Here is a 22,877-nt window from a genome sequence, read left to right as displayed (position 1 = left end):
AGAGGTCAACCGAAAGTGAAGGCATAGGCCCGCGCACCGGGCGCCTCGAAGCGGATCTCGAAGGTCCGCTCGCGCACCGGCCCGCGCTGGCGCACCAGCTGATAGAGGCGTTCGCCGCTGGCCATGCCGCGGCCATCGGCATCGACGTCCAGGCCCGCGTCGGGGCCGGGCGGCCTGCCGTCCAGCGTGATGCGAAACGGCAGCGGCCGGCCATCGGCCGCCGGCCCCAGCACGAGGTGCAGGTCGCGCGCGTGAAAGCGCAGCGTCACGCTGCCCGCTTCACCCGACAACTCGGCGTACTCGGGCCGCACGGTCCAGTCGCCGGCGAGGCGCCATTCGTTGAGCCGCGGGGCGCCCCCGCCATAGCGCTTGAGGCGGTCGGGCAGGACGCCAGGGCCCGCGCCATGCGCATGGCCCAGATAGGTCTCGGGTGAGCGCACATTGGCCAGATCGGGGGCGGCGCCTATGCCCTGGAGCGCGACCTGGGCCATGCCGGCTTCCGGCGGCTTGCCGCTTTCACGCAGCAGTTCGCGGATGAGCTGCTCGGCGCGCTCGTAGTCGCCCTCGCCGAACTGCTGGTGGCGCACACGGCCCTGGGCGTCGAGGAAGTAGAGGGCCGGCCAGGCCTGGTTGCGAAAGGCCCGCCATATGGCGAAGTCGTTGTCCAGCACGATGGGGTAGTCGAGCCTGCCGTCCATCGCCGCTTGGCGCACGCGCTTCACATCACGCTCGAAGCCGAACTCCGGCGCATGCACGCCGACGACGACCAGGCCCTGGGGGCCGTATTTCTGGGCCCAGGCACGCAAGTACGGCAGGGTGCGCTGGCAGTTGATGCAGGAATAGGTCCAGAAGTCGACCAGCACGACCTTGCCGCGCAGGTCTGCCAGCGTCAGCGGCGGCGAGTTGATCCATTCGCCGCCGCCCTGCAGGCTGGGCTGGGCGGCGATGGAGCCCGTGAGGAGCAGGGCCAACAGGGTGGCGAGGAAGCGCTTCATGCTCAGGCCCGACCGACGTCGATGACGGCCTGCGCAAAGGCGGCCGGCGCCTCCTGCGGCAGGTTGTGGCCGATGCCGCCTTTCAGCTCGCGGTGCTCGTACTTGCCGGTGAAGCGCTTCGCGTACGCAGCAGCGGGCGGGTGCGGCGCGCCATTCGCGTCGCCTTCCAGCGTGATGGCCGGCATGGCGACGCCCTGCACCGCCGCGAGCCGCGCTTCGAGCGCGTCATAGCGCGCCTCGCCTTCGGCCAGGCCCAGCCGCCACCGGTAGTTGTGCACGGTGATGGCAACGTGATCTGGGTTGTCGAAAGCCGGCGCCGAGCGTTCGAAGGTGGCGTCGTCGAAGCGCCAGTCGGGCGAGGCCTGGCGCCAGATCAGGCGGGCGAAGTCGCGATGGTTCTTCTCGTAGCCGGCACGGCCGCGGTCGGTGGCCAGATAGAACTGGTACCACCAGGCCAGTTCGTCGCCAGGCGCCAGCGGCTGCGGGCCGGCCTTGACATTGGTGACCAGATAGCCGCTGACCGACACCAGCGCCTTCACGCGCTGCGGCCACAGCGCCGCCATCACGCAGGCGGTGCGGGCGCCCCAGTCGCAACCGGCAACGACGGCTTGCTGGATGCCCAGTGCATCCAGCAGCGCGATGGCATCGGCGGCGATGGCCGTCTGCTGCGCGTTGCGGGGCGTCGCGTCCGACAGGAAGCGCGTCGAGCCATAGCCGCGCAGATACGGCACGACGACGCGATAGCCCTGGGCCGCCAGCAGCGGCGCCACTTCTTCATAGGTGTGGATGTCATAGGGCCAGCCGTGCAGCAGCAGCACCGGCGGGCCGTTGCGCGGGCCGAGGTCGGCATGGCCGACGTTGAGCACGCCGGCATCGATCTGGCGCAGCGCGCCGAAACCGCGCGGGGCGGAGGCGAACGTCGGCAGGGAAGTCGAGCCGGCCACGGCAGCTGCGGCGGCAAGGAAGGAACGGCGGTGGAGATGCATGGGCGTGGACTGCGGGTGGCGAATTCGATGGAAGCCATTATTCTTGACTGATCGTTCAAAAACAAGTCCAATTCGATTCATGGCAAGACCTTCCGAATTCGACAGAGACGAAGTCCTTCATCGTGCGATGGAGGTTTTCTGGTGCCAGGGCTTCGAGGCGACGGGGATGCCCCATCTCGTCGAGGCCATGGGCATCGGCCGCCAGAGCCTCTACAACGCCTTCGAGAGCAAGCGCGGCCTCTTCCTGGAGGCGCTGCGCCTCTACCAGGCCGAGCGGTCCAAGTCGCTGCAGAAGGTGCTGGCTTCCGCGCCGTCGCCACTCGCCGGCGTCGAGACGCTGCTGACCTCGATCGCGACCTCCAGCGGCGTGGCGCGCACGCGCGGCTGCATGTCGGTCAACACCGCGGCCGAGATCGGCACCCGCGACGAAGAGGTCGCCGCCATCCTGCGCCAGGGCGCGCAAAGGTCCAAGGCGGATCTGGCCGCCACGCTCGCCCAGGCCAAGGCGCTGGGCGAACTGCCGGCCACGCTGGACGAGGCCGCTGCCGCCGACTTCGTGCTGACCGTCATGCGCGGCCTGCGCCTGAGCGCCAAGGCCGGGGCGAGCGTCAACGAAACCCGCAATGTCGTGCGCATGGCCCTGTCGGCCCTGCGCCATTTCCAACCCGAGGCCTGATCACCATGCGCACCATCGACAAAGTCGTCTACACCGCCCACACCCACACCGCCGGAGGCCGCGACGGCTGGGGCAAGTCCAGCGATGGCGCCCTCGACGTCAAGCTCAGCCCGCCCGGCTCCAACAAGCCCGGCACCAACCCCGAGCAGCTCTTCGGCATCGGCTACTCGGCCTGCTTCATGGGCGCGATGCGACGCGCCGGCGCGCCGCTGGGCATCCGGGTGCCGGACGAGGTCAGCGTCGATGCCGATGTGTCCCTCGGCACGACGGCCGACCAGGGCTTTGCGTTGGCGGTCAAGCTGACCATCAACCTGCCGGGCCTCGACGCCGAGCAAAAGAAGCAGCTCGTCGACGGCGCCCATCAGATCTGCCCCTATTCGCACGCGACGCGGGGCAATATCGACGTGCGCTTCGAGATCCTCTAGGCGCCGAGCAGGAAGTCGACGAAACACCTGACCCGCAGCGGCACATGCCGCTGGTGCGGGTAGAGCAGGTTGAAGGGCCGCGAGCGGCCGCCGAAGGGCTTCAGCAGCTCGACAAGGCGGCCCTGGCGCAGCTCTTCCTCCACCGTGAAGCGATAGGCCTGGAAGATGCCGGCGCCATGGCGCGCCAGCGTCACGCCGGCCAGCACATCGTCGGAGCAGCTGCTGCCGCCGGTGGTCTGGCGCTCGAAATCCTGGTCGCCGTCACGGAACAGCCAGGGGATGGTGCGGCCGCTGCTGGGCAGTTCGAACTGGATGCAGTCGTGCCGGGCCAGGTCATCGGGTGACTGCGGTTCGCCGCGACGGCGCAGGTAGTCAGGCGCGGCGACGAGCACCAGCTCCGCGTCTTCCAGGTGCCGCGCAATCAGCGTCGAGTCGGCCGGCGCACGCACGCGCACGGCCAGGTCATAGCCCTCGGCCGCGAAGTCGATGTTGCGGTTGCTGACGTGCACGTCCACACGGATGTCCGGGTAGCGCTCGCGGAAGGCGGGCAGGCGCGGCAGCAGGCGATGGTGGCCGTAGGTTGTCGGCACGCTGATGCGCAGCAGGCCGCTCGGCGCCGCCTGACGGCCGCTGACCTCGCGCTCGGCCTCCACCAACTGGTTCAGCACCTGCCGGCATTGCTCGTAGTAGGCCTGGCCCGCGTCGGTGAGGCGGATCTGGCGCGTCGTGCGCACGAACAGGCGCACCCCCAATCTCTCCTCCAGCCGCGCCACCGTGCGGCTGACGGCCGCCGGCGTCACGCCCGCCGCGGTGGCTGCGGCCGTGAAGCCACCGAGCTCCGCCGCCGTGCAAAAGAGTTCCAGGCTGCCCAGCATCAGGTCGTCGAACTGCCGATTCATGGATTACATGACGTAAATACTGAAGTGGTCTGGATCTTATTTATTGATTTCGACGTCGCCAATAGATTTGAGTCCATCGCAACCCAACGGAGTCCTCCATGAACCACTCTCCCCGTACCGTCATCGTCACCGGCGCTTCCAGCGGCATTGGCCTGGCCATCGCCGCCGCCTTCCTGAAGCAGGGTGACAAGGTCGTCGCCAACGGCCGCAGCGCCGAGCGCCTGCAGCAGGCCGCCGACGAACTCGGCAAGCCCGACAACCTACTCACCGTCGCCGGCGACGTGGCCGACCCGGCCACCGGCACGGCCCTCGTGCAGCACGCCATCGAACGCTTCGGCCGCGTCGACGTGCTCGTCAACAACGCCGGCATCTTCAACGCCAAGCCCTTTGTCGACTACACGCCGGCCGAGCTGGATGCCCTCGTCGACACCAACCTCAAGGGCTTCGTCTACCCGTCCCAGGCCGCCGCTCGTCACATGGTGGAGCGCAAGGCCGGTCACATCATCAACATCACGGCCGCCATCGCATCGCAGCCCATCCAGGGCGTGCCGGCGGTGTTGCCGGTGCTGATCAAGGGCGGCATCAACCAGGCCACCCGCGCCCTCGCCCTGGAACTGGCGCCGCACAACGTGCAGGTCGCCGCCGTCGCCCCCGGCATCGTCGACACGCCGATGTACACGGCCGACATGCATGGCTTCCTGAACACGCTGCAGCCGGCCGGCCGCATCGCCACCGTGCAGGAGATTGCCGACGCGGTGCTGTATCTGGCCGGCGCTGCCTTCACGACCGGCGTCGTGCTGCCGGTGGACGGTGGCATGAGCGCGGGCAAGTGGTGAGGTGGCCGACATGAACGACCGCGAGGAGTTGCTGGCGCTGTTGCAGCGCTATTTCGACGGCCTCTACCGCGGCGACGTGGACCTGCTCGCGCAGGTCTTCCACCCGCAGGCAAGGCTGTATGGCGAGGTCGGCGGCCAGGTGCTGCTGCGCGACGTCGAGCCCTATCTGCAGGTGGTGGCGACCCGGGCCAGCCCGCAAAGCAGGGGCGAGGCGCAGCGCATGGAGTTGGTGGCGCTGCGCATCGACGGCGCCGTCGCGCTGGCCACGGCGCGCTGCGACATGCTGGGCTTCAACTACCTCGACCAGCTCAGCCTGCTCAAGCACGACGGCCGCTGGTCCATCGTCGCCAAGCTCTACACCCATCTGGAGAACTGACCATGCCCTATATCCGCATCGAGGTCACGCGCGAAGGCGTGACGCTGGCGCAGAAGAAGCAATTGATCGCCGAGGCCACGGAGATGATGATCCGCGTGCTGGACAAGGACCCGGCGGCCACCTTTGTCGTCATCGACGAGGTCGATACCGACAACTGGGGCGTCGCCGGCCGCACCGTCACGGAACTCCGGCAGGCCCAAATAAAAAGATGAGGGCTGCGCCTCGGCCGGCGAAGACCCTCATCGAACCCCCAGCGGGCCACACCCGGACCGCTGGCGGAGACACACACGATGAATCAGAAGCTGGCGCGCAGACCCACCTGGTAGGTGCGACCCAGCTCGTAGATCGCATAGGGCGCGTTGGCGAACTGGAAGTTGGTGCGCTGCGAGGCACGCGTCAGGCGGAAGACGTCGAACATGGCCTGCCTCTGGTCAGAACTTCATCTGAGCGGTCAGCTGGTAGGTACGGCCCGGATCCCAGTAGCCACGCACGGCGAGCTCTTCCTGGATGTAGGACTTCTGCGTGGCCTTGTTCAGGTTGGCAACGTCAAAGTTGAGCGACACGCCCTGCTTCCAACCTACCCAGTCGCCGATTTCCAGGCGGGTCGAGAGGTCCGCCTGGTAGTAGGCCTTGTTGTACTTGAACATGGTGCCTGCCGGGATGGAATCCGTGTTCTTCGACTCAAACGGAGTCCGGGCCTGATAACTGTTGCTCAGGCGGATGGAACCGCGGCTGTTTTCGAAGTACACGGTCAGGTTGGCGGTATACGGCGCAGCGCCAACCGGCACCTGGCCACTGGTGCCGGCGTCCTGCTTGCTGCGGGTGTAGTTGGCGTAGAAGCCGAAGCCGTTGATCGGCAGGAAGCGGTCCAAGGACTGCGCCCAGCTCAACTCCCAGCCCTTCAACTTCATGACGTCAGCCGTGTTGACCGGCTGCGACAGCGGAATGTTGAACTTGTCGGGGCCGCCGGCCGCCGTCACCGCCAGGTCGATCGCGCTGCCTGCCGTGTACTGCAACGAGTCGGCACCGAACTCTTGGCGGATCTGCGTCAGCGTCATCTGGCGCACGACCGTGCGCGGGAAGTTCTTGATCTTCTTCTCGAAATAGGCCGCCGCGACATAGCTGCCCTTCTTGTCCGTGTACCACTCCCAGCCCAGGTCCATGTTCTTGGACTCGAAGGGCTTCAGCCCGGGGTTGGTGGCGTTGGCATTCGACAGGGCCACGTCATTCGACGAAGCCCTCAGCGGCTGCAGCGCCTTGGGATCAGCACGGGTGATGGCCTTCGAAGCCGCCGCGCGGACAATCATGTCGTCAGCCAGGTTGTAGGCCAGCGTGCCGCTGGGCAGGTTGTTGCTGTATGAAGTCCGGCCCGTCGTCTCCGTGACGAGGTAGGGGTACAGGCCACCGTTGGTCTGGCCTGCACTGCGCGGATCGACGATGTTGCCGGTGTACGCGCCGACGGTCTGCATCGTGTGCGCGCGACGCAGGCCCAGGTCATAGCGCAGCAGGCGATCGAAGATGCGCGTCTGGCCGGCCACCTCGATGTAGCTGCCGAAGACCTCTTCACTGAAGTCCTGCGGGGACGCACCGCTGAGGCCGTTGCTGCCCGCGCTCTGGGCCATGCTGGCGGTGATGCTTTCGTAGCCGGTGGCCCCGGCGAAGCGGTTCCAGTCAATCACCACGAAGCCGTTGGGGCCGGGTACCAGGTACTTGGAAATGTCCGGCACGGCCGAGCCCTGATAGGCCAGCGGGGGGCCACCGGCCGTCGCGCCCTGGCCGTAGCCAGGGTATTGCGTCGCCGGGTTGGCCGTGATCGGAATGATCGCGCAGCCATTCGGGTTGGTGGTGTTGGGCGAGAACATGCGGACGTTCAGGTTGCCGCCGCAGACGACGTTCTGCAGACGGCCATCGTCGGTGTACGGCGTGATCAGGCGGTGGTAGGTGTCATAGGCCATGCCGCCCTTGACGGTCAGGCTGTCGTCACCCCAGGCCAGGTTCCAGCGTGCCCCCCTCGTCTTGATCAAGCGGTCTTCGCGATTGATGCTGATCTGGGCGCCCGTCGCGTTGCCGTGGTGGTCCCAGGTGTAGCCGGCCGGGCTGTTGGGGTCGAAGCCGTTGGGCGTGTAGACCGGGAAGTTGGCGTTGGAGCCGATGCTCACCGTGAACGGCTTGGCCGCGTCAGTCGGGACCAGGAGAGTGGGTGCGAGGCGGCTGAATCTGCTGCTGGCCTGATTGGCCTGAGCGTCCAGCGTCCACTTGTCCGAGATGCGCCATTCGAAGCCCGGGTTCAGGGACGTGAAGCTGCTCCTCTCGTCCATCCGGCGGTATTCAAGGAAGCCGGTGCCGTTGAGGAGAGTGCCGCCCGTCACGAAGCAGTAGACCGCGCAGTCGCTGCGGTCATAGGTCATTGCCGTAGGGATGACGGCGCTGTTGCGAACGTTGATGTCGAAGTCGACCCGCTCCTGCTTGCTGGTCTTGCTGCCAGTCAGCAAATCAAGGTAGGCATCGAAATCGTCGGTCGGGCGGAACTCGAAGCTCAGCAGGCCATTGTTGCGGTTGCGCTCACCCGTGAAGTTCACCGGGCGCGGCAGGCGCGGCAGATAGCCGTTGTCCAGTTGCTGGATCGTGGTGCCCGGGTTCAGTTGCTGCAGCAGGGCCCTGTCGACGGGCTGGCCGGCCGTCAACGTCGTCGAACCATAGGTGCCTGCAGCCGCAGCAGGCACGGCCGTCGGGATGCCCCAGGCACCATTGGTGGTTGAGGTACCCGCGCCGGTCTGCAAAGGGTTGGTCAGACGGGGCGTGACCCAGTCGGTACCGTCTTCGAAGCCGCGCGTCGTGATCTTGTTGCGGGCGAAGGACACGCCGGCCAGCACGCCAAAGGTGCCGCCGAAGGTCGTGCTGTAGAGCGCCGTGCCGCGCGTGCTGGGATCGGGCGCAGGATCGTTCTTGGCCAGTTGCAGCTTGACGGTGCCGCGCGTGCCGGGCTTGTCGAACGGGCGGGCGTTGCGCATGTTCACGACGCCTGCAACACCGCCTTCCAGCATCGCGGCCGTGGGGCTCTTGGACACGGTGATGCGCGAGAACAGGTCACCCGGCATGAAGTCCAGGTCGACTTCGCGGTTGGCGCTACCGGCGCTGCTGAAGCTCGTGGAGGCCGATGCGACGGGGTTTCCGTTCATCAGGATGCGCGTGAAGTTGGAACCCAGGCCGCGGACCTGGATGTTCAGGCCTTCGCCCGTCACGTCGCGGTTCACCTGGACGCCGGGGATGCGCGAGATCGACTCGGCCAGGTTGTTGTCCGGGAACTTGCCGATGTCTTCGGCGTGGATCGAGTCCGACAGGCCGATGTTCTCGCGCTTCGAAAGCGCCGAGGCAGCCAACGAGCTGCGGATGCCGGTCACGACGACCGTCTCCAGTTGTTGGCTCGTTGCCGCCGGCGCGGTCTGCGCATAGGCCTGCGTGATCAGGCTGGCCAGCAGCGTGGTGCCCAGGGCCAGCTGTCGATCCAGACGGGCGCGGCGGCGCGGCGTCGAAGTGGTCTTGCTCATCTTGTCTTTGTCTCCTGATTGGTTCTATGACGCCTCCACCATCAAAATGGTAGCGCGCACATTTTCAATTTACGCCCGCAGGAAACCCCAGTCAACGAGGGTGTGTACTAATGTATTAGTGACTCGTCGCACGGAAAGTCCGCTTGGAAATTGCCGTCCAATCGAAAACCGGATAGCGCTCTCAAGGGCGGCGGCCGGCTGTCAATCCATCGATGGCAGTACGGCGGCAGCCTGGCGGCCGGAGCACCTTTGTCATATGCAGCAGATCAGCCATGCCCGCCGAGAGGGCCAGGCCTATTCGGCGCGGCACGGTTGGCTCGAACCCCATGCGCCGGACGCTTCCAGCCCGCGATGACAATGCCCCCTGCACCCGCGCAACAGCGGCAGATTTGGCCTTCAACCTGAGATGAACTTCACGCTAGATCCCACCCGCCACGCGGCACCCCAGGTCGTCGAAGCACTTAGAGCGGCCATCATTTCCCTGGAGTTGGCGCCCGGGAGCGCCCTTGACCGCGGTGAACTGGCGCAACGCTTCGGCGTCAGCCAGACGCCGGTGCGCGACGCGCTCATGCGCCTCAGCGAAGAAGGCCTGGTGCTCATCCGCGCGCAGTACACGACGCAGGTCAGCCGGATCGACGTGCCGGCGGCCCGCGAAGCGCATTTCTTGCGCCGATCCATCGAAATCGAAATCGCGCGCCTGCTGGCTCTCTCCCATGACCAGGCGGTGATCGCCGACCTGCACACGCAGTTGTCGCGCCAAGCGGGGCTCGCCGCCAGCAAGGACTATCCCGCCTTCATCGCCGCCGACAAGGAGTTCCACCGGCTGATGTATGCGGCCGCCGGGTTGCCGCGGCTGTGGTCGGTGGTGACGCGCATGTCGGGCCACATCGACCGGCTGCGCCTGCTGCACGCGCCGGCGCAGGGGAAGGTTGAGTCCATCCTGGCCGGCCACAAGGCCATCCTGGAGGCCATCGAATCGGGCGATGCCGAGGTGGCCCAGCAAGCCGTTCGCGAACACCTGTCGGGAACCCTGGCCTCGGTGGACGAGATCCAGCAGCGCTATCCGGAGTACCTCATCCTTTCCTGATCAGGAAGGTGCTGCGGGGGCCGCCCGGCTTGGCAGCGTGTTAGGTAGCGCTCACAATTTGGGACCGACACCCGCCCAGGCCGCCCCCGCCGCATGACCCAGATACACGACACCTTCCTTCCCGCCGACGCCGACCGTGCGCTGCTGCTCGGCCGCGTCTGGCGCACCGAAACCAACGGTCCGGCCCTGGTGGCCGTGCGCCACGGCGAGTTCGTCGACCTGTCGGCCCACGCGGCGACGATGGCCGAGCTGCTGGACCACCCCGAACTGCTGCACATCGCCCGCAACGCGCCCGGCCAGGTGCTCGGCCCCGTTCAAGCCCTGATGCAAGCAGCGCTGGCCGACCCGGCCAGCCCTCAACTGCTCGCCCCCTGCGACCTGCAAGCCGTCAAGGCCTGCGGCGTGACCTTCGCCGTCAGCCTGCTGGAGCGCGTCATCGAAGCCCAGGCCGGTGGCGACGCGGCCCGCGCCCACGCGCTGCGCGAGCAGCTGAAGGCGACGCTGGGCGGCGACCTGTCTGCCATCCGCCCGGGCTCGCAAGCCGCGCAGAAGCTGAAGGCCGAGTTCGTCGCCCGCGGTGCCTGGTCGCCCTATCTGGAGGTGGGGCTGGGGCCGGATGCCGAGGTCTTCACCAAGGCCCAGCCCATGTCGTCCGTCGGCTTCGGCGCGGCGGTCGGCCTGCACCCGGACTCGCAGTGGAACAACCCCGAACCCGAGGTCGTGCTCGCCGTCAACGGCCGCGCCGAGGTCGTCGGCGCGACGCTGGGCAACGACGTCAACCTGCGCGACATCGAGGGCCGCAGCGCCCTGCTGCTCGGCAAGGCCAAGGACAACAACGCCTCCTGCGCCATCGGCCCCTTCATCCGCCTGTTCGACGAACACTTCACGCTGGACACGGTGCGACAGGCCGAGGTCAGCCTGCGCATCGAGGGCGCGGACGACGGCTTCGTGCTCGACGGCGTCAGCCGCATGCAGGAGATCAGCCGCGACCCGCTGGAATTGGTGGGCCATGCCTGCGGGCCGCATCACCAATATCCCGACGGCTTCATGCTCTTCCTCGGCACGATGTTCTCGCCCATCCAGGACCGCGGCGCGCCGGGCGCCGGCTTCACGCACCGCCTCGGCGACCGCGTGACGATTGCCAGCCCTGCCCTCGGCGCCCTCGTCAACACCGTGCAGCGCAGCGATGCGCTGCCACCGTGGACCTACGGCGTCGGCGCGCTGATGAAGCATCTGCGGAGCCGCGCTCGATGAAGCGGCTGCGCTCCCAGGACTGGTTCGACAACCCCGACCACGTCGACATGACGGCCCTCTATCTGGAGCGCTTCATGAACTACGGCCTGACGGCGCAGGAGCTGCGCTCGGGCCGGCCCATCATCGGCATCGCGCAAAGCGGCAGCGACCTGAGCCCCTGCAACCGCATCCATCTGGAACTCGCCAAGCGCGTGCGCGACGGCATCCGCGACGCCGGTGGCATCGCGATGGAGTTCCCGCTGCATCCCATCTTCGAGAACTGCCGCCGCCCCACCGCGGCGCTGGACCGCAACCTCGCCTACCTCGGCCTGGTCGAGATCCTGCACGGCTACCCGCTCGACGCCGTCGTGCTGACGACGGGCTGCGACAAGACGACGCCGGCCCAGGTCATGGCGGCCTCCACGGTCGACATCCCCGCCATCGTGCTGTCCGGCGGGCCGATGCTGGACGGCTGGTTCGAGGGCCAGCTCGTTGGCTCGGGTGCCGCCATCTGGGCGGGCCGCCGGCGCCTCGCGGCCGGAGAGATCGACGAAGAGACCTTCATAGCGATCGCCGCCGCCTCGGCGCCCTCCGCCGGCCACTGCAACACCATGGGCACGGCGTCGACGATGAACGCGCTGGCCGAGGCCCTGGGCCTGTCGCTGACCGGCTGCTCGGCCATCCCCGCGCCCTACCGCGAGCGCGGCCAGATGGCCTACGAGACCGGGCGGCGCATCGTCGCGATGGCGCGCGAGGACCTGCGACCGTCGAAGATCCTCAGCCGCGACGCCTTCCTCGACGCCATCGTCGTCAACGCGGCCATCGGCGGCTCGACGAATGCCCAGCCCCATCTGATGGCCATGGCGCGCCACGCCGGCGTCGAGCTGACGGCGGCCGACTGGACCGAGGTTGGCCAGCGCGTACCACTGCTGCTGAACATGCAGCCCGCCGGCCAATTCCTCGGCGAACGCTTCCACCGCGCCGGCGGCGTGCCGGCCATCATGTGGGAGCTGCAGCAGGCCGGCCTGCTGCGCACCGCGCGGCCGACGGTGACCGGGCGCACGATGGCCGCCAATCTCGAGGGCCGCGAGACGCAGGACCGCGAAGTCATCTTCCCGGTCAGCGCGCCACTGAAGGCCGAGGCCGGTTTTGTCGTGCTGCACGGCAACCTCTTCGACTTCGCCATCCTGAAGGCCAGCGTCATCTCGCCGGCCTTCCGCTTGCGCTATCTGAAGGACGGCGCGTTTGAGTGCCGAGCCATCGTCTTCGACGGCGCCGACGACTACCACGCGCGCATCAACGACGCCACGCTGGAGATTGACGAGGGTTGCATGCTGGTCATGCGCGGCGCCGGCCCGGTGGGCTGGCCGGGCTCGGCCGAGGTCGTCAACATGCAGCCCCCCGACGCACTGATCCGCCGCGGCGTGATGAGCCTGCCGACGCTGGGCGACGGTCGCCAGTCCGGCACGTCCGACAGCCCGTCCATCGTGCACGCCTCGCCCGAGAGCGCCATTGGCGGCGGGCTGGCCTGGCTGCGCACGGGCGATGTCATCCGCGTCGACCTGGACGCGGGCCGCTGCGACGTGCTGCTCAGCGACGAGGAACTGTCACGCCGCCGCTCCGAGGGCCTGCCAGCGATGCCGGCCAGCCAGACGCCGTGGCAGCAGATCTACCGTTCGACGGTGGGGCCGCTGTCGACAGGCGCCTGTCTAGAGTTGGCCGTGCCCTATCGCGGCGTGGTGGACACGCCGCCGCGGCACAACCACTAGCCACCGCGCGGTCAGGTCTCCAGCCGGCCCTTCAGCGCGGCGTGGTCGGCGGCCAGCGGCAGCACCCGGGCCGCAGCCGCCAGTGCGCCCAGCGCCTGCTGGCGCAGCGCCTCGCCATCGGCCGGCTTCAGCGCCACCAGCCAGGCGGCCGCCTCGGCCCAGGCCAGCCGCGCCGGGCGGCCCAGGTTGGGGTCGTCGAACAGCGGCTGCAGCCGGGCCAGCACCTCACGCAATTCCGCTTGCGCGCCAGGCTTGTGAAGCTCGGCCAGCAGGGCGCCGTGCACGGCTTGCAGGGCACTCAAGCGCAGGTCGGCCGCGGGACTGGGCGCCGCGCCGGGCGCTGCCTTGTGTGCGGCCAGGCCCTGTTCGACCACCGCCAGCGCCTGGACAGGCTGGCCATTGCGCCACAGCGCGAGCCCATGCTGGGTGGCCAGCGTCCGCGGCATCTGGGCCCACTTGCTCTTGGGGCCCTCCTGCCGGGCCAGGCGCTCGTTCTCGGTCCAGGCCAGCGTCGAGGCCTCGAGCGCCGCGGCCCATTCGCCGCGGCGCAGCTGCACCAGCGACAGGTTGTTGGCCTCCTGCAGCAGGCCATCGTGCCAGGCGATGTTGGCGGGCTCGGCCTCGACATTGGCGCGGCGCAAGGGCATGGCGGCCTGCAGTTGGGCCAGGGCGTCGTCGAGCCGGTCCAGGCGCAGCAAGGTCTTCGCGCGGGAAGCCAGCGCGACGCCGAGCTGGTGGCGCAGGTAGACCTCGGTCTTCATCTCGCCGGGTGCAGCGCGGGCGTCGCTCTCGGCCTGCATGGCGGTGTCGGCCAGCAGCTCGCGGTAGACCGGTTCGGCCTTGGCGTACAGGGCCAGGGCTTCATCCAGCTGGCCGGCCGCGCTCAGCGTCTGGCCGAGGCTGAGGGTGGTGTTGGCCAGCTCCACGCCCAGGGCGGCGCGGCCCAGCACGTCACCGCTGGCGAACGGGCGGGCCTCTTCAAGGCGCTGGATGGCGAGCCGGATGTTGGCCACCGCACGCTCGCTCTGGCCGGCGTTGCGCAGCCGGACCGACTGCACCTGGAGCACCCTGGAATGCCACTGCGCAAAGCGCCAGTCGCGATGCTGGCTGGCCCACAGGCGTTCGCCCAGCTCGATGGCGCGCTGCGCCATCGCATCGGTCTGGGGACCGAGTTCGGCCGTGCCGTTGGTGTCGTTGCCCAGCAGATCGGCGCGGCGCGCGAGGATGGAGGCGCTCAGCGCCTGCAGGTCGCCATCGGGCTGTTCGCCCTGCACCAGCGGGTCGAGCGCGGCGAGGGTCTGCGCCAGCAGCGCATCCTGGGCCTTGCGGCCGCCAGGCAGGTAGGTGATCGCATCGCCGAAGCGGAACACCAGGTCGGCCGTGATGCCCTTGACGGCCGCCAGCCGCAGCTCGGCCGCCGCGCGAGCCTGCTTGGCCACGTGCGCCTGCCAGGATGCCGCCGCCAGGCCCCCGGCCAGGGCCAGCACGACGCCCAGGCCCAAACTCACCGGCAGGCGATTGCGCCCCACGAACTTGGCGAGCAGATAGCCGCGGCTGGGCGCGCGGGCGCTGACCGGGTAGCCCGCCAGCGTGGCGCGCACGTCGGCGGCGAACTGGTCGACGCTGGCGTAGCGGCGGTCCACATCCTTCTCCAGCGCCTTGAGCAGGATGTTGTCCAGGTCGCCCTTGAGGCGCTGCCGCGTGGCCAGCCAGGCCTGGGCATCGGGCGCCGCAGCGTCGGGACTGCTGAGTTGCGAGGGGCGGGTCGGTGCTTCGTCCAGCACCGCGCGCGCGGCCTCGGCGGGGCTGCGCGCGCTGCGGCCGTAGGGGCGCTGGCCGGTCAGCAATTGGTAGAGCAGCACGCCCAGCGAGTAGACATCGGTAGCCGTGCCCACCGGCTCGGCGCGCACCTGCTCGGGGCTGGCGTAGTTGGGCGTGAAGGGGCGGGCCGCGCCCAGGGTGCTGTCGTTGCCATGGCTGCTTTCGGCCTCGGCCGGGTCGAGGGCCTTGGCGATGCCGAAGTCGAGCAGCTTGACCTGCCCGTCGCGCGTGACGAGCACGTTGCCGGGCTTGAGGTCGCGGTGCACGAGCAGGTTGCGGTGAGCATGCGCGACGGCGTCGGCCAGTTGCAGGAAGAGCGCGAGGCGCTCCTCGATGCGGCGTGGGCGCGCGGCTTCGTCGATGGGCAGGCCATCGATGAACTCCATGACGAAATAGGGCAGCCCGTCGGCGCTGAGACCAGCGTCGAAGAGCTGGGCGATGTGCGGGTGATGCAGCCGTGCCAGCGCCTGGCGCTCCTGCGCGAAGCGCTGCAGCACGGCGTCGCTGTCCATGCCGCGCTTGATCACCTTGATGGCCGCGCGGCCCTCGAAGCTGCCGTCGGCGCGGCGTGCCTCGTAGACCTCGCCCATGCCGCCGCTGCCGATGCAGCGCACCACCGCCCACGCGCCGAAGCGCTCGCCGTCGCGGGACAGGCTGGCGGCCACGCTCTCGGCGATGGGCCGCGACAGCAAGGGCTCGCCGTCGGTGTCATCGGCGTGGTGGGCCAGCAGCGAGTGCAGCTCGGCCTTCAGCGCGGCACTCACGGCCAGCCCGTCGACATGCGCCGCACGCTCGGCCGCGGGCAGTGCCAAAGCCTCGTCGAAGAGGCTTCGCAGGGCGGCCCAGTCGGCTGGCGTGGGAGTGGGGGTGGTCATCGGCGGGCTCGGGTGGGCGGTGGCGACGCGACTGTAGTGACGGGGTGGCAGGTCCGGGAGCGGGGGAACCGCCCCCGTGCCATCACTGCTTGACGAGGCTGTTGCACTGCGCGAGCGACTTGACCGGTCGCGGCGCGCGGTGGCTGGCGTCGGCGCTGTACGAGGCCGGCACGTTCAGCGCCGCGTTGGCCGGCTGGTAGGCCAGCGTCACCCAGGTCTGTTCACCAGCGGTGAAGTAGTCCTGCGCCTGCACCGCCACGCTCTCGCCAAAAGTGACGATGACGTCGTCCTCGTCGCCGGCGAGGCGCGTCGTCACGTCGACATTGCCGCTCACCAGGTGGAAGACGCCGCTGCTCGACACGTCCAGCGTGCAGCTGCTGCTCGTGTAGTGGCCGACGAGTGCCGCCGACATATTGGCCGCGGTGGCGCCGTTCAGCGTCGCGACGTTGGCGCTGCCTGCGCTGGTCGGGTTGGGGTTGGTCAGCCAGCACTCCACCCGGTCCGTGGCGTCGCTGAAGCCGAAGCCACCCTGGCGCGCCACGCCCTGCGCCATCACGCCCTTGACGAGGGTGAGCTGGGCGTAGCGGTCGTTCGGTACGTCGCTGGCCTGGACCCGCGTGAGGCTGACGACGTTGAGGATGAGGTCGCCCACGTCGCCGTTGACGGCGGCCTGCAGGCTGCGTCCACCGGCCGAGACGGTCAGCATGCCGTCCTTGGCCACGGCGATGCTGCAGGAGGTGGTCTCCTGCGTCGCCTGGCCCGGCGTGAAGACGCGGCCCAGCTGCCCCTGCCACGTGCCGATGGCCGGCGCGACGTCTGCAGCCACCGCCTGCCCCTTGGGCGTGAGCACGATGGCATGCGGCGCCGGTGGCGTGGGATCGTTGCCCGTCAGCGCGGGCGGCAAGCGGTAGATGCCGCCGGTGGCGGCGCTGAAGTCGGCGATCAGGTCGATGTAGGTCTTGTGGCTGGCGAGCGCAGCGGCCATGACGCTGTCCAGCAGCGCGTCCGTAGCGTCGCCGGCCCTGGCGTCGAACACGACGGTGAAGGGGTCGAACGGCCCGGTGGGCAGCACGTAGCTGCCGGCGGTGAGGGCGGCAATCAACTGGGTGAGCGCTCCGGCGGTGTCGAGCCGGGTGCCCACCGGTGCGGCGGCCAGGCCCGCGAACCAGGTCGCGGGCGGCATGCCGGCAGCGCGCGCAATCGTCAGGTCGGTGAGCGTGGTGATGTTCACGCGCCCGGCGGCCACGGCAATGCTGTGCAGCGAGAGCGCATTCGGCGCGCCACCCACCGTGCCGCCCGACACCTGCAAGGCGCAGGGCAGCGTGTTGGCCGGCACGTCGACGGTCCAGGTGCCGGTGGCGCTGGTCGGCAGCGAGACCGTGGCCGGCCCGCTGGTGCAGGTGGCCGTGACCGTGCCGCCGACCACGGGCGCGCCGCGCGCGGCCACGCCGGTCAATGTGGCCTTGATGACCGCTGGAGCGGGCGCTGGGACAGGCGCCGGCGCTGGTGCGGGCGCGGGGGTGGGCGCAGGCGCCGTGGGGACCGGTGCAGGGGCCGGTGCTGCGGGCGCCGTGCTGCCACCCCCTCCGCAGCCGGCCAAGGTGGCAACGGCCACGGTGGCCGCCGCGATCACGAGGCCGCGCAGGCCGTGGGGAGTTGGGCAAGGGGTCGATGTCATGGTGGAGTCCGGTGTGAGGGGGTCGCGCCCCTCGCCGATTCGAGAGGCATGCCGGGGTACGCCGTGCGGCGCGGCCAAAAGGCTCATCGGGCGTGAAAACAGGCACGCCTCAACCGAGCAATCCCTCGCAGGCGTGTCGCGGCGCCGCGCGCAAAATGCGCTCGCCATGACTGCCGCTCCCGCTTCGAATCCCGCCGCTGCCGACGTCACCGAGTGGCTGCGCCGGCTCGACACGGACGCGGCCGGCGCATCGAACCAGCTCTTCGAGCTGCTGTACGGCGAGCTGCACCGCATAGCGCGCGCCCACATGGGCCGCGAGGCGAACGCCCACACCTTGAGCCCGACGGTGCTCACGCACGAGGCCTGGTTCCGCATGGCCGAGCAGACGCGCACGCAGTGGGCCAACCGAGCGCATTTCCTGTCGGTGGCGTCGACCATGATGCGGCGCATCCTGGTGAACCACGCGATGGCCAAGCGCACCGAGAAGCGCGAGGCGCAGCTGGTGTCTCTGTCGATCACCGATGCACCGGAAATCGGCGTTCAGGCCGAACCCGACGTGGTGGCCGTGCATGAGGCCATCCTGGCCCTCGAAGCCGTCGACCCGCGGGCGGCCCGGGTGGTGGAGCTGAAATTCTTCGGCGGGCTCGAAAACGACGAGATCGCGCAGGCGCTGGACCTGTCGCTCGCCACCGTCAAGCGCGACTGGACGCTGGCCCGCGCCTGGCTGCGCCGCGAACTGGGCGCCGCGCCACTCGCCTGACCCTCTCGACTTCCTTGAGCTGGCGGTGGCTTGCCGCGACGTGGTGGACACGCCACCAAGGCACAACCATTGGCGCGCCAACCGAGCGGAGTCGCTGCGATCTGAGCGAAGACCAGAATGGGGCATGTCCGCTCCAGGCTGGCTGCTGTCACCCACGTTTGGTGGTTAGATGGCCGCTGCCGCCGGGACCGGTCATTCGGACGCTGCGGACAGAGTGGCCGCTGCTCATCCAGGAACTAACGCTCGGCGGAACTCGTTCCTGCGTCGGCTGAAGTCCAACGCCCGACGCCGTTCAACGGAAGCTCTGGCCCTTCACGGTGCGATGGTTGCGCTGACGCGACTAGGCCCTTCCGGTACGGCGTGAAGCACGATGAGCAACCAGCGCCAACCCGGCAAGAGCGAGCATCGCGGACCAGGGTTCAGGGACGGGACCCGCCACGTCGCGCTACGGTGGTCGTACCGTAGTCGGCACGGGCCAGTACCGTAGGACACCGATTGGGCCACGGCGGCTAAGGCCAGCAAACTGACCTCACTTTAAACGGAGGTCACATGGAGATTGCCACCGCGCTCCGTCGCTGGACGACACCAGGCCCGTTTGCACTCATGTTCACGCGCAGCCCGAACGCGCAGCTGGCCTCACGGCGCGTACCGCAGCAGCAGCGCCTGGCTCGCCATGCAACGCTGCGGCTGCCAAATCACGAATCGGTGCTTCAGGTCATCAGCGGCTGCGTTTGGGTCACCCGCGACGGCTGTGCGACCGACTGGGTACTGGAAGCCGGTCAGGTGTTCATGCAGCAGACGGGTGCTCCGGTCCTGGTGCATGCACTCCGGGATGCGGACCTAGTGCTTGCGGGGTGGCATGCTGGCGAACAGAATGGCTGACGCCGTGCTGCACGTGCGCCGGGGATCACCTTCTCATGAACCCTCACCAGGACTTGCACTTCTGCATGACCCCGGACCACGTCACGCTTGCTTGTGCAACGACAGGCAGCGGCCCCAAGCTCGTGAGGGCGGGAACCTGGATGAGCCATCTGGAATGCGACCTGCGCGAGCCGCACGGCTGGCCCACGCTGGAGGCGCTGAGCCAACACCACACCCTGGTGCGCTACGACCCGCGCGGCTGCGGCTTGTCGACCCGCCAGGTAGAGCGCCTGGACTTCGACACACTGGTGGCTGACTTCGAGGTGGTGATGGATGCGCTCGCACCCGAACCCGCGGCAGTGATGGCCCTGTCCTGCGGCGCGCCGGTCGCCATCGCCTATGCCGCGCGGCATCCCGAGCGCGTCAGCGCCCTGGTGATCATCAACGGCTTCGGGCGGACCTACTTCAGCGCGCGCAACACGCCGCCGCACCTGCTGGAAGAGGCGAACCTGTTGCTGGCATCCGCGCGCCAGGGCTGGGCGCATGAGAGATCGCCGTTCCGGCAGATCTTCATCGCGCAACTGCTGGGGGATGCCGCGGCCGACCCGGCCGCGCGCGAGCTCATCAGCGAGCGCATGCGCCTATCGATGACGCCGGACATCGCGGAGCGGCACATGCGCATCAACTACAGCATGGATGTCAAGGCGCAGTGCGCGATGGTGCAGTGCCCGACGCTTATCTTCCATGCCCGAGACGATCAGATGGTGACCCTGGACCAGGGCCACAAGCTGGCCGCATGGATACCGGGCGCGCGCTTCATACCGCTGGACGGCGACAGCCACATCCTGCCCCTCGGCAACGACGCCAGACGAACGTTCATCGAAGAGACCCTGGCCTTCCTGGGTGGGGGCCGTTCGAACAAGCCCCGCCTGAGCCGTCGGCAGTCGGAAATTCTTCAGTTGGCTGCGCAAGGAATGACGGACAAGCAGGCCGCGCGCAATTTGGGCCTGAGTCCTCGCACCGTGGAAATGCACATGGCTTTGGCGCTGCGCGCCCTCAACTGCAGCAACCGCACCGAGGCGGTCCACCGGGCCACGATGGAAGGCCTGTTGAAGCCCGCCGTATAGGGCGAGTCGCTCATCTCAGCCGGTGCCGACGCTGGCCCTGCGGGGCCGCCGCGACCGGTTCGCCTCACCACCCATCTTTCGACGAAGAAGGACTCACGGTCATGATCACCCTGCCTCAAGGATCGGTTGAATACCAGGAGAGCGGCGACGGGACGCCCCTGGTGTTCGTGCCCGGGTCATTTTCCACGGGCGCGTCGTGGCGCGGCATCAGCACGCCGCTCTCCGAGCGCTACCGCACCATCACGACCAGCTTGTCGGGCTACGGAAAGACGCAGGAGCGGCGCAGACCGGAAAGTGACCACCTGAAGGATCAGATGGATGTGCTCGAAGCCGTTCTGGCGCAGGTGGGCATGCCGGTGCATCTCGTGGCCCACTCCTTCGGCGCCTGGGTGGCCTTGGCGCTGGCCATGAATCGCAGCCCCAGGCTGCTCAGCATGACGCTGTTGGAGCCCACCGTCTTCAACCTGCTCTCGCTAGGCGGTGAGACGCCGTTGAGGCAGCAGGTGCAGGCCATGACCTCGCGCTATGTGGCCGACTGGCAAGGCGGGGATCAAGAGGCTGTCCGGCACGTGATCGATTTCTACGGTGGGGACGGGACATTTGATGCCTACCCGCCTGCGGTCAAGGAAAAGCTTATCGCCCAGACGTACACCAACATCCTCGACTGGGAAACTGGCGACTCGGTGCATCCCACGCCGGCCGACTTCCGCGCTGTCCAGGTACCGGTTCTAGTGATCTACGGCGGCACGAGCCATATGGCAATGCAGCGTTGCAACCAACTGCTGGCTGGCTACCTGCCTCAGGCACGGGTCGTGGCATTGGAGGATGCGAGCCACTTCATGATCGGAACCCATGCCGCGCCCTTGATGCAGCGGATCGAGGAGCACGTTCGCGCAGCATCGTAAGCCGTACATCCGGGCTGCGGAGGCCAGCCTTCTGAAGGTAGCTTGGTGTCACCCGTCAGGCGACGCTTACTCATCTTCGGGAGGGATGTGCCAAATCAGCGCTTCAAGCAGCAGACGTTCGACGACGACTGCCGCGGACAGCCAGGCTAAACGACCGCAGCACCCTCGACACCGGTCGTTGAACCCGTCAGCCGGCCAGGTGCGCCGACGTCTGCTTCATACCAGAGAGCGCGAATTCGGCGGCTGATCGCAGATGACGGCAACCGCTGCAAAGCGGTCGGCCGCAGGCCAGTGCCCGCATCGGGCTCGACGTGGTCGTCTCATCGGACTTGGCTGCGCTCAAATCTTCATGTGGGGAGCGCACCAGCCGTTCAGGAAGTCCATCACTTCCAAGATCACGTCTTCTGCGCGGCCCGGTCGAAGTTGCCGAAGTCTCTCCAACTCCTCATGCAGAGCTTTTCGATCGACACCACCAGTGACACGCCGCGCAACAGCCTGCCGCAGATGGAGTGCCGGCGCATCGTTGCTAAGTGCAGCGGTCAGGTCTTCGTCCAGTGTGTTCAAGATGGGACGCGTCAGGCGGTGCGGACAGATCGCGAAAGTCTACGGGTGAGGGGCTGGTTTCGCTGCAAAGCCGCCCCCGCCAGCTTTGCCCCGTCACCCGCCAAAGTACCGCCAGTTGCCCTCCGACACGACTTCGGCCTTGCCGTCCACCACCTGGATGGCGGTCTGGTCGTCGATGGCGTAGGACGGGCCGCCGATGTCGGCGGCCCAACGCTGCGCACAGGCCATGGTGTTCTCGTCGAAACCCGGGTGGTCCAGGTGCGGAAAGATGGAGAAGTCGACGAGGCCGAGCGCCTTGTCGTCACCGGTGATCGGCGGCCTGGTTTCCACGAAGGCGTCGCCCACGCGCGGCGTCATCACCATGCTGCCGGCGCTCAGCCCCACCCACACGGTGCGCTCCAGCGACGGCAGCACGGCCGCGAGCCCCGACTGCCGCATCCAGTGGCACAGGTACAGGGCATCGCCGCCCTCCACCAGCAAGGCGTCCGCCTCCCGCACCCAGGGCAACCAGCGCGCTTCACCGATGGTGGGCAGCGCGGTGAGCTCCAGCACGCCCAGCGACTTCCATCCCAGTTCCGCCATCGGGCAGCCGGACTGTCCCGTGATGAAGCGCCACGCGCCAGCGGGGGTGCCCTGCGGGTGCCCGTACAGCGCGGTGGGGATGATCAGAGCGCTGCAGTCGGCGATGGGCTTGCCCAGCAAGTCCACCAGCGCCTTGCGAATGCTGGGGTTCCTGACGCCCCCTGAAGTGAGAAGCAGCTTCATCGCGCGAGTTCCTTTTCGTCCAGTCAGTTATGTGACCCCACCTGCGACGATCCGACCCGCCTGGAATCGACAGGAAAAGACAAGGACAAACCCGCCATCGCTGCAAAGCGCCCAGTCCCATTGTCTTTGCGCCCCCTGCTGGGCATCATCAGGCAGCAGCGCTCGTCGCTCGCTGGCGAGTGCAGCCACCAATGCCGGGAGGTCTCCATGGGAATGCATGTCGCAACGCTGCAAGGCAGCGCAGAACCCGAAGCCCTGATGGACGTCAACACGACGCCGCTGATCGACGTGATGCTGGTGCTGCTGGTGATGCTCATCATCACCATCCCGACCCAGTTTCACGCCATCAAGCTGGACATCGGGCTGAGCAAGCAGCAGACGCCGGCCTCGGTCGTGCATACCGTGGCCATCGACTTCGACGGCAGTGTCTATTGGGATGGCCAGGCCTTGGACGGCCGCGCCGCCGTCGACGCCAAGATGCAGGCAGTGGGCGCCCTGGCCGAGGCCGAGCAGCCCGAAGTGCATATCAAGCCGAACAAGCTGGTGGACTACAGCGCCGTCGCCGCCGTGATGGCCTCGGCGCAGCGCTACAGCGTCAAGAAGATGGGCGTGGCCGGGAACGAACAGTTCGGCAGCTGACTGCCGGTCGGCCCGGCGGGCTGGCCAGTTTTGGGCCAATACCGACAACTTA

The 22,877-nt window shown here is 68.3% G+C and carries 23 protein-coding genes; 13 read left to right on the top strand and 10 right to left on the bottom strand.

What is annotated here, in order from left to right; genetic code table 11:
- Positions 1-5: 5 nt before the first annotated feature.
- Both AC1D2H_RS19450 and AC1D2H_RS19445 read right to left on the bottom strand, forming a co-directional pair.
- Positions 6-995: a thioredoxin family protein gene (locus AC1D2H_RS19450; RefSeq protein ID WP_478012110.1), complete on the bottom strand. Its 990-nt coding sequence runs from the start codon at positions 993-995 to the stop codon at positions 6-8.
- 2 nt (positions 996-997) lie between these two features.
- Positions 998-1,981: an alpha/beta fold hydrolase gene (locus tag AC1D2H_RS19445; RefSeq protein WP_477931897.1), complete on the bottom strand. Its 984-nt coding sequence runs from the start codon at positions 1,979-1,981 to the stop codon at positions 998-1,000.
- Between AC1D2H_RS19445 and AC1D2H_RS19440 the strand changes: the two genes are divergently transcribed.
- Positions 1,980-2,657, top strand: coding sequence for a TetR/AcrR family transcriptional regulator (locus AC1D2H_RS19440; protein ID WP_478012109.1), 678 nt, complete (start codon positions 1,980-1,982; stop codon positions 2,655-2,657). The two genes, AC1D2H_RS19445 and AC1D2H_RS19440, sit on opposite strands and share 2 nt — an antisense overlap.
- 5 nt (positions 2,658-2,662) lie before the next feature.
- Positions 2,663-3,082 carry an organic hydroperoxide resistance protein gene (locus AC1D2H_RS19435; protein WP_478012108.1) on the top strand — a complete coding sequence of 140 codons (420 nt, stop codon included), beginning with the start codon at positions 2,663-2,665 and terminating at the stop codon, positions 3,080-3,082.
- Here the strand turns inward: AC1D2H_RS19435 and AC1D2H_RS19430 are convergent.
- Positions 3,079-3,981 (bottom strand): substrate binding domain-containing protein, encoded by a 903-nt coding sequence (locus AC1D2H_RS19430; RefSeq protein WP_478012107.1) that lies wholly within the window; start codon positions 3,979-3,981, stop codon positions 3,079-3,081. The genes AC1D2H_RS19435 and AC1D2H_RS19430 overlap by 4 nt on opposite strands.
- Positions 3,982-4,079: 98 nt before the next feature.
- Between AC1D2H_RS19430 and AC1D2H_RS19425 the strand changes: the two genes are divergently transcribed.
- Genes AC1D2H_RS19425 through AC1D2H_RS19415 form a run of 3 tightly spaced genes read left to right on the top strand, consistent with a single transcriptional unit; the run spans position 4,080 to position 5,405 of the window.
- The gene (locus AC1D2H_RS19425; protein WP_478012106.1) at positions 4,080-4,817 is read left to right on the top strand and encodes an SDR family NAD(P)-dependent oxidoreductase; all 738 of its coding nucleotides are present in this window, start codon (positions 4,080-4,082) and stop codon (positions 4,815-4,817) included.
- Positions 4,818-4,827: 10 nt separating this feature from the next.
- Entirely contained in the window at positions 4,828-5,193 is a 366-nt protein-coding gene (locus AC1D2H_RS19420; protein ID WP_478012105.1) for a nuclear transport factor 2 family protein, read from the top strand.
- Between the two features lie 2 nt (positions 5,194-5,195).
- Complete coding sequence (locus AC1D2H_RS19415; RefSeq protein ID WP_478012104.1) at positions 5,196-5,405, top strand: tautomerase family protein; 210 nt, start codon at positions 5,196-5,198, stop codon at positions 5,403-5,405.
- 83 nt (positions 5,406-5,488) lie between these two features.
- Here AC1D2H_RS19415 and AC1D2H_RS19410 read toward each other — a convergent pair whose 3' ends face one another.
- Entirely contained in the window at positions 5,489-5,611 is a 123-nt protein-coding gene (locus tag AC1D2H_RS19410) for a hypothetical protein (RefSeq protein ID WP_477931904.1), read from the bottom strand.
- A 13-nt stretch (positions 5,612-5,624) separates the two neighbouring features.
- A complete protein-coding gene (locus AC1D2H_RS19405; protein WP_477931905.1) occupies positions 5,625-8,741 on the bottom strand; it encodes a TonB-dependent receptor in 3,117 nt (1,038 codons plus the stop codon).
- 406 nt (positions 8,742-9,147) lie between these two features.
- On the opposite strand from AC1D2H_RS19405, the gene AC1D2H_RS19400 reads away from it, so the two are divergent.
- The 3 genes from AC1D2H_RS19400 to AC1D2H_RS19390 all read left to right on the top strand — a co-directional run bounded on the left by AC1D2H_RS19400 (position 9,148) and on the right by AC1D2H_RS19390 (position 12,830).
- Entirely contained in the window at positions 9,148-9,828 is a 681-nt protein-coding gene (locus tag AC1D2H_RS19400) for a GntR family transcriptional regulator (RefSeq protein WP_478012103.1), read from the top strand.
- A 93-nt stretch (positions 9,829-9,921) separates the two neighbouring features.
- A complete protein-coding gene (locus AC1D2H_RS19395) occupies positions 9,922-11,082 on the top strand; it encodes a fumarylacetoacetate hydrolase family protein (RefSeq protein ID WP_478012102.1) in 1,161 nt (386 codons plus the stop codon).
- Complete coding sequence (locus tag AC1D2H_RS19390; protein WP_478012101.1) at positions 11,079-12,830, top strand: IlvD/Edd family dehydratase; 1,752 nt, start codon at positions 11,079-11,081, stop codon at positions 12,828-12,830. Before AC1D2H_RS19395 ends, AC1D2H_RS19390 begins: the two co-directional genes overlap by 4 nt.
- 11 nt (positions 12,831-12,841) lie before the next feature.
- Here the strand turns inward: AC1D2H_RS19390 and AC1D2H_RS19385 are convergent, their stop codons facing one another.
- Complete coding sequence (locus AC1D2H_RS19385; RefSeq protein WP_478012100.1) at positions 12,842-15,526, bottom strand: serine/threonine-protein kinase; 2,685 nt, start codon at positions 15,524-15,526, stop codon at positions 12,842-12,844.
- A gap of 82 nt (positions 15,527-15,608) precedes the next feature.
- Complete coding sequence (locus AC1D2H_RS19380) at positions 15,609-17,204, bottom strand: hypothetical protein (protein WP_478012099.1); 1,596 nt, start codon at positions 17,202-17,204, stop codon at positions 15,609-15,611.
- A 166-nt stretch (positions 17,205-17,370) separates the two neighbouring features.
- On the opposite strand from AC1D2H_RS19380, the gene AC1D2H_RS19375 reads away from it, so the two are divergent.
- Positions 17,371-17,964, top strand: a complete 594-nt coding sequence (locus AC1D2H_RS19375; RefSeq protein ID WP_477931911.1) for an ECF-type sigma factor — start codon at positions 17,371-17,373, stop codon at positions 17,962-17,964.
- A gap of 340 nt (positions 17,965-18,304) precedes the next feature.
- Here AC1D2H_RS19375 and AC1D2H_RS19370 read toward each other — a convergent pair whose 3' ends face one another.
- Positions 18,305-18,403, bottom strand: coding sequence for a PEP-CTERM sorting domain-containing protein (locus AC1D2H_RS19370; protein ID WP_477898376.1), 99 nt, complete (start codon positions 18,401-18,403; stop codon positions 18,305-18,307).
- 110 nt (positions 18,404-18,513) lie between these two features.
- Between AC1D2H_RS19370 and AC1D2H_RS19365 the strand changes: the two genes are divergently transcribed.
- The 3 genes from AC1D2H_RS19365 to AC1D2H_RS19355 all read left to right on the top strand — a co-directional run bounded on the left by AC1D2H_RS19365 (position 18,514) and on the right by AC1D2H_RS19355 (position 20,857).
- Positions 18,514-18,846 carry a DUF2917 domain-containing protein gene (locus tag AC1D2H_RS19365; protein ID WP_477898374.1) on the top strand — a complete coding sequence of 111 codons (333 nt, stop codon included), beginning with the start codon at positions 18,514-18,516 and terminating at the stop codon, positions 18,844-18,846.
- A 140-nt stretch (positions 18,847-18,986) separates the two neighbouring features.
- Positions 18,987-19,952: an alpha/beta fold hydrolase gene (locus tag AC1D2H_RS19360; RefSeq protein WP_477898372.1), complete on the top strand. Its 966-nt coding sequence runs from the start codon at positions 18,987-18,989 to the stop codon at positions 19,950-19,952.
- 101 nt (positions 19,953-20,053) lie between these two features.
- Positions 20,054-20,857 (top strand): alpha/beta fold hydrolase, encoded by an 804-nt coding sequence (locus AC1D2H_RS19355; protein ID WP_477898370.1) that lies wholly within the window; start codon positions 20,054-20,056, stop codon positions 20,855-20,857.
- Positions 20,858-21,196: 339 nt separating this feature from the next.
- Here AC1D2H_RS19355 and AC1D2H_RS19350 read toward each other — a convergent pair whose 3' ends face one another.
- A complete protein-coding gene (locus AC1D2H_RS19350) occupies positions 21,197-21,421 on the bottom strand; it encodes a hypothetical protein (RefSeq protein ID WP_478012098.1) in 225 nt (74 codons plus the stop codon).
- 93 nt (positions 21,422-21,514) lie between these two features.
- Positions 21,515-22,186 (bottom strand): Type 1 glutamine amidotransferase-like domain-containing protein, encoded by a 672-nt coding sequence (locus AC1D2H_RS19345; RefSeq protein WP_478012097.1) that lies wholly within the window; start codon positions 22,184-22,186, stop codon positions 21,515-21,517.
- Between the two features lie 207 nt (positions 22,187-22,393).
- On the opposite strand from AC1D2H_RS19345, the gene AC1D2H_RS19340 reads away from it, so the two are divergent.
- A complete protein-coding gene (locus AC1D2H_RS19340; protein WP_477931927.1) occupies positions 22,394-22,825 on the top strand; it encodes an ExbD/TolR family protein in 432 nt (143 codons plus the stop codon).
- Positions 22,826-22,877: the final 52 nt, after the last annotated feature.

Source organism: Roseateles sp. P1_C1_2 (assembly GCF_056406535.1).
The sequence above is the reverse complement of the archived record's forward strand: the minus strand, read 5'-3'. Positions and strand labels throughout refer to the sequence as shown.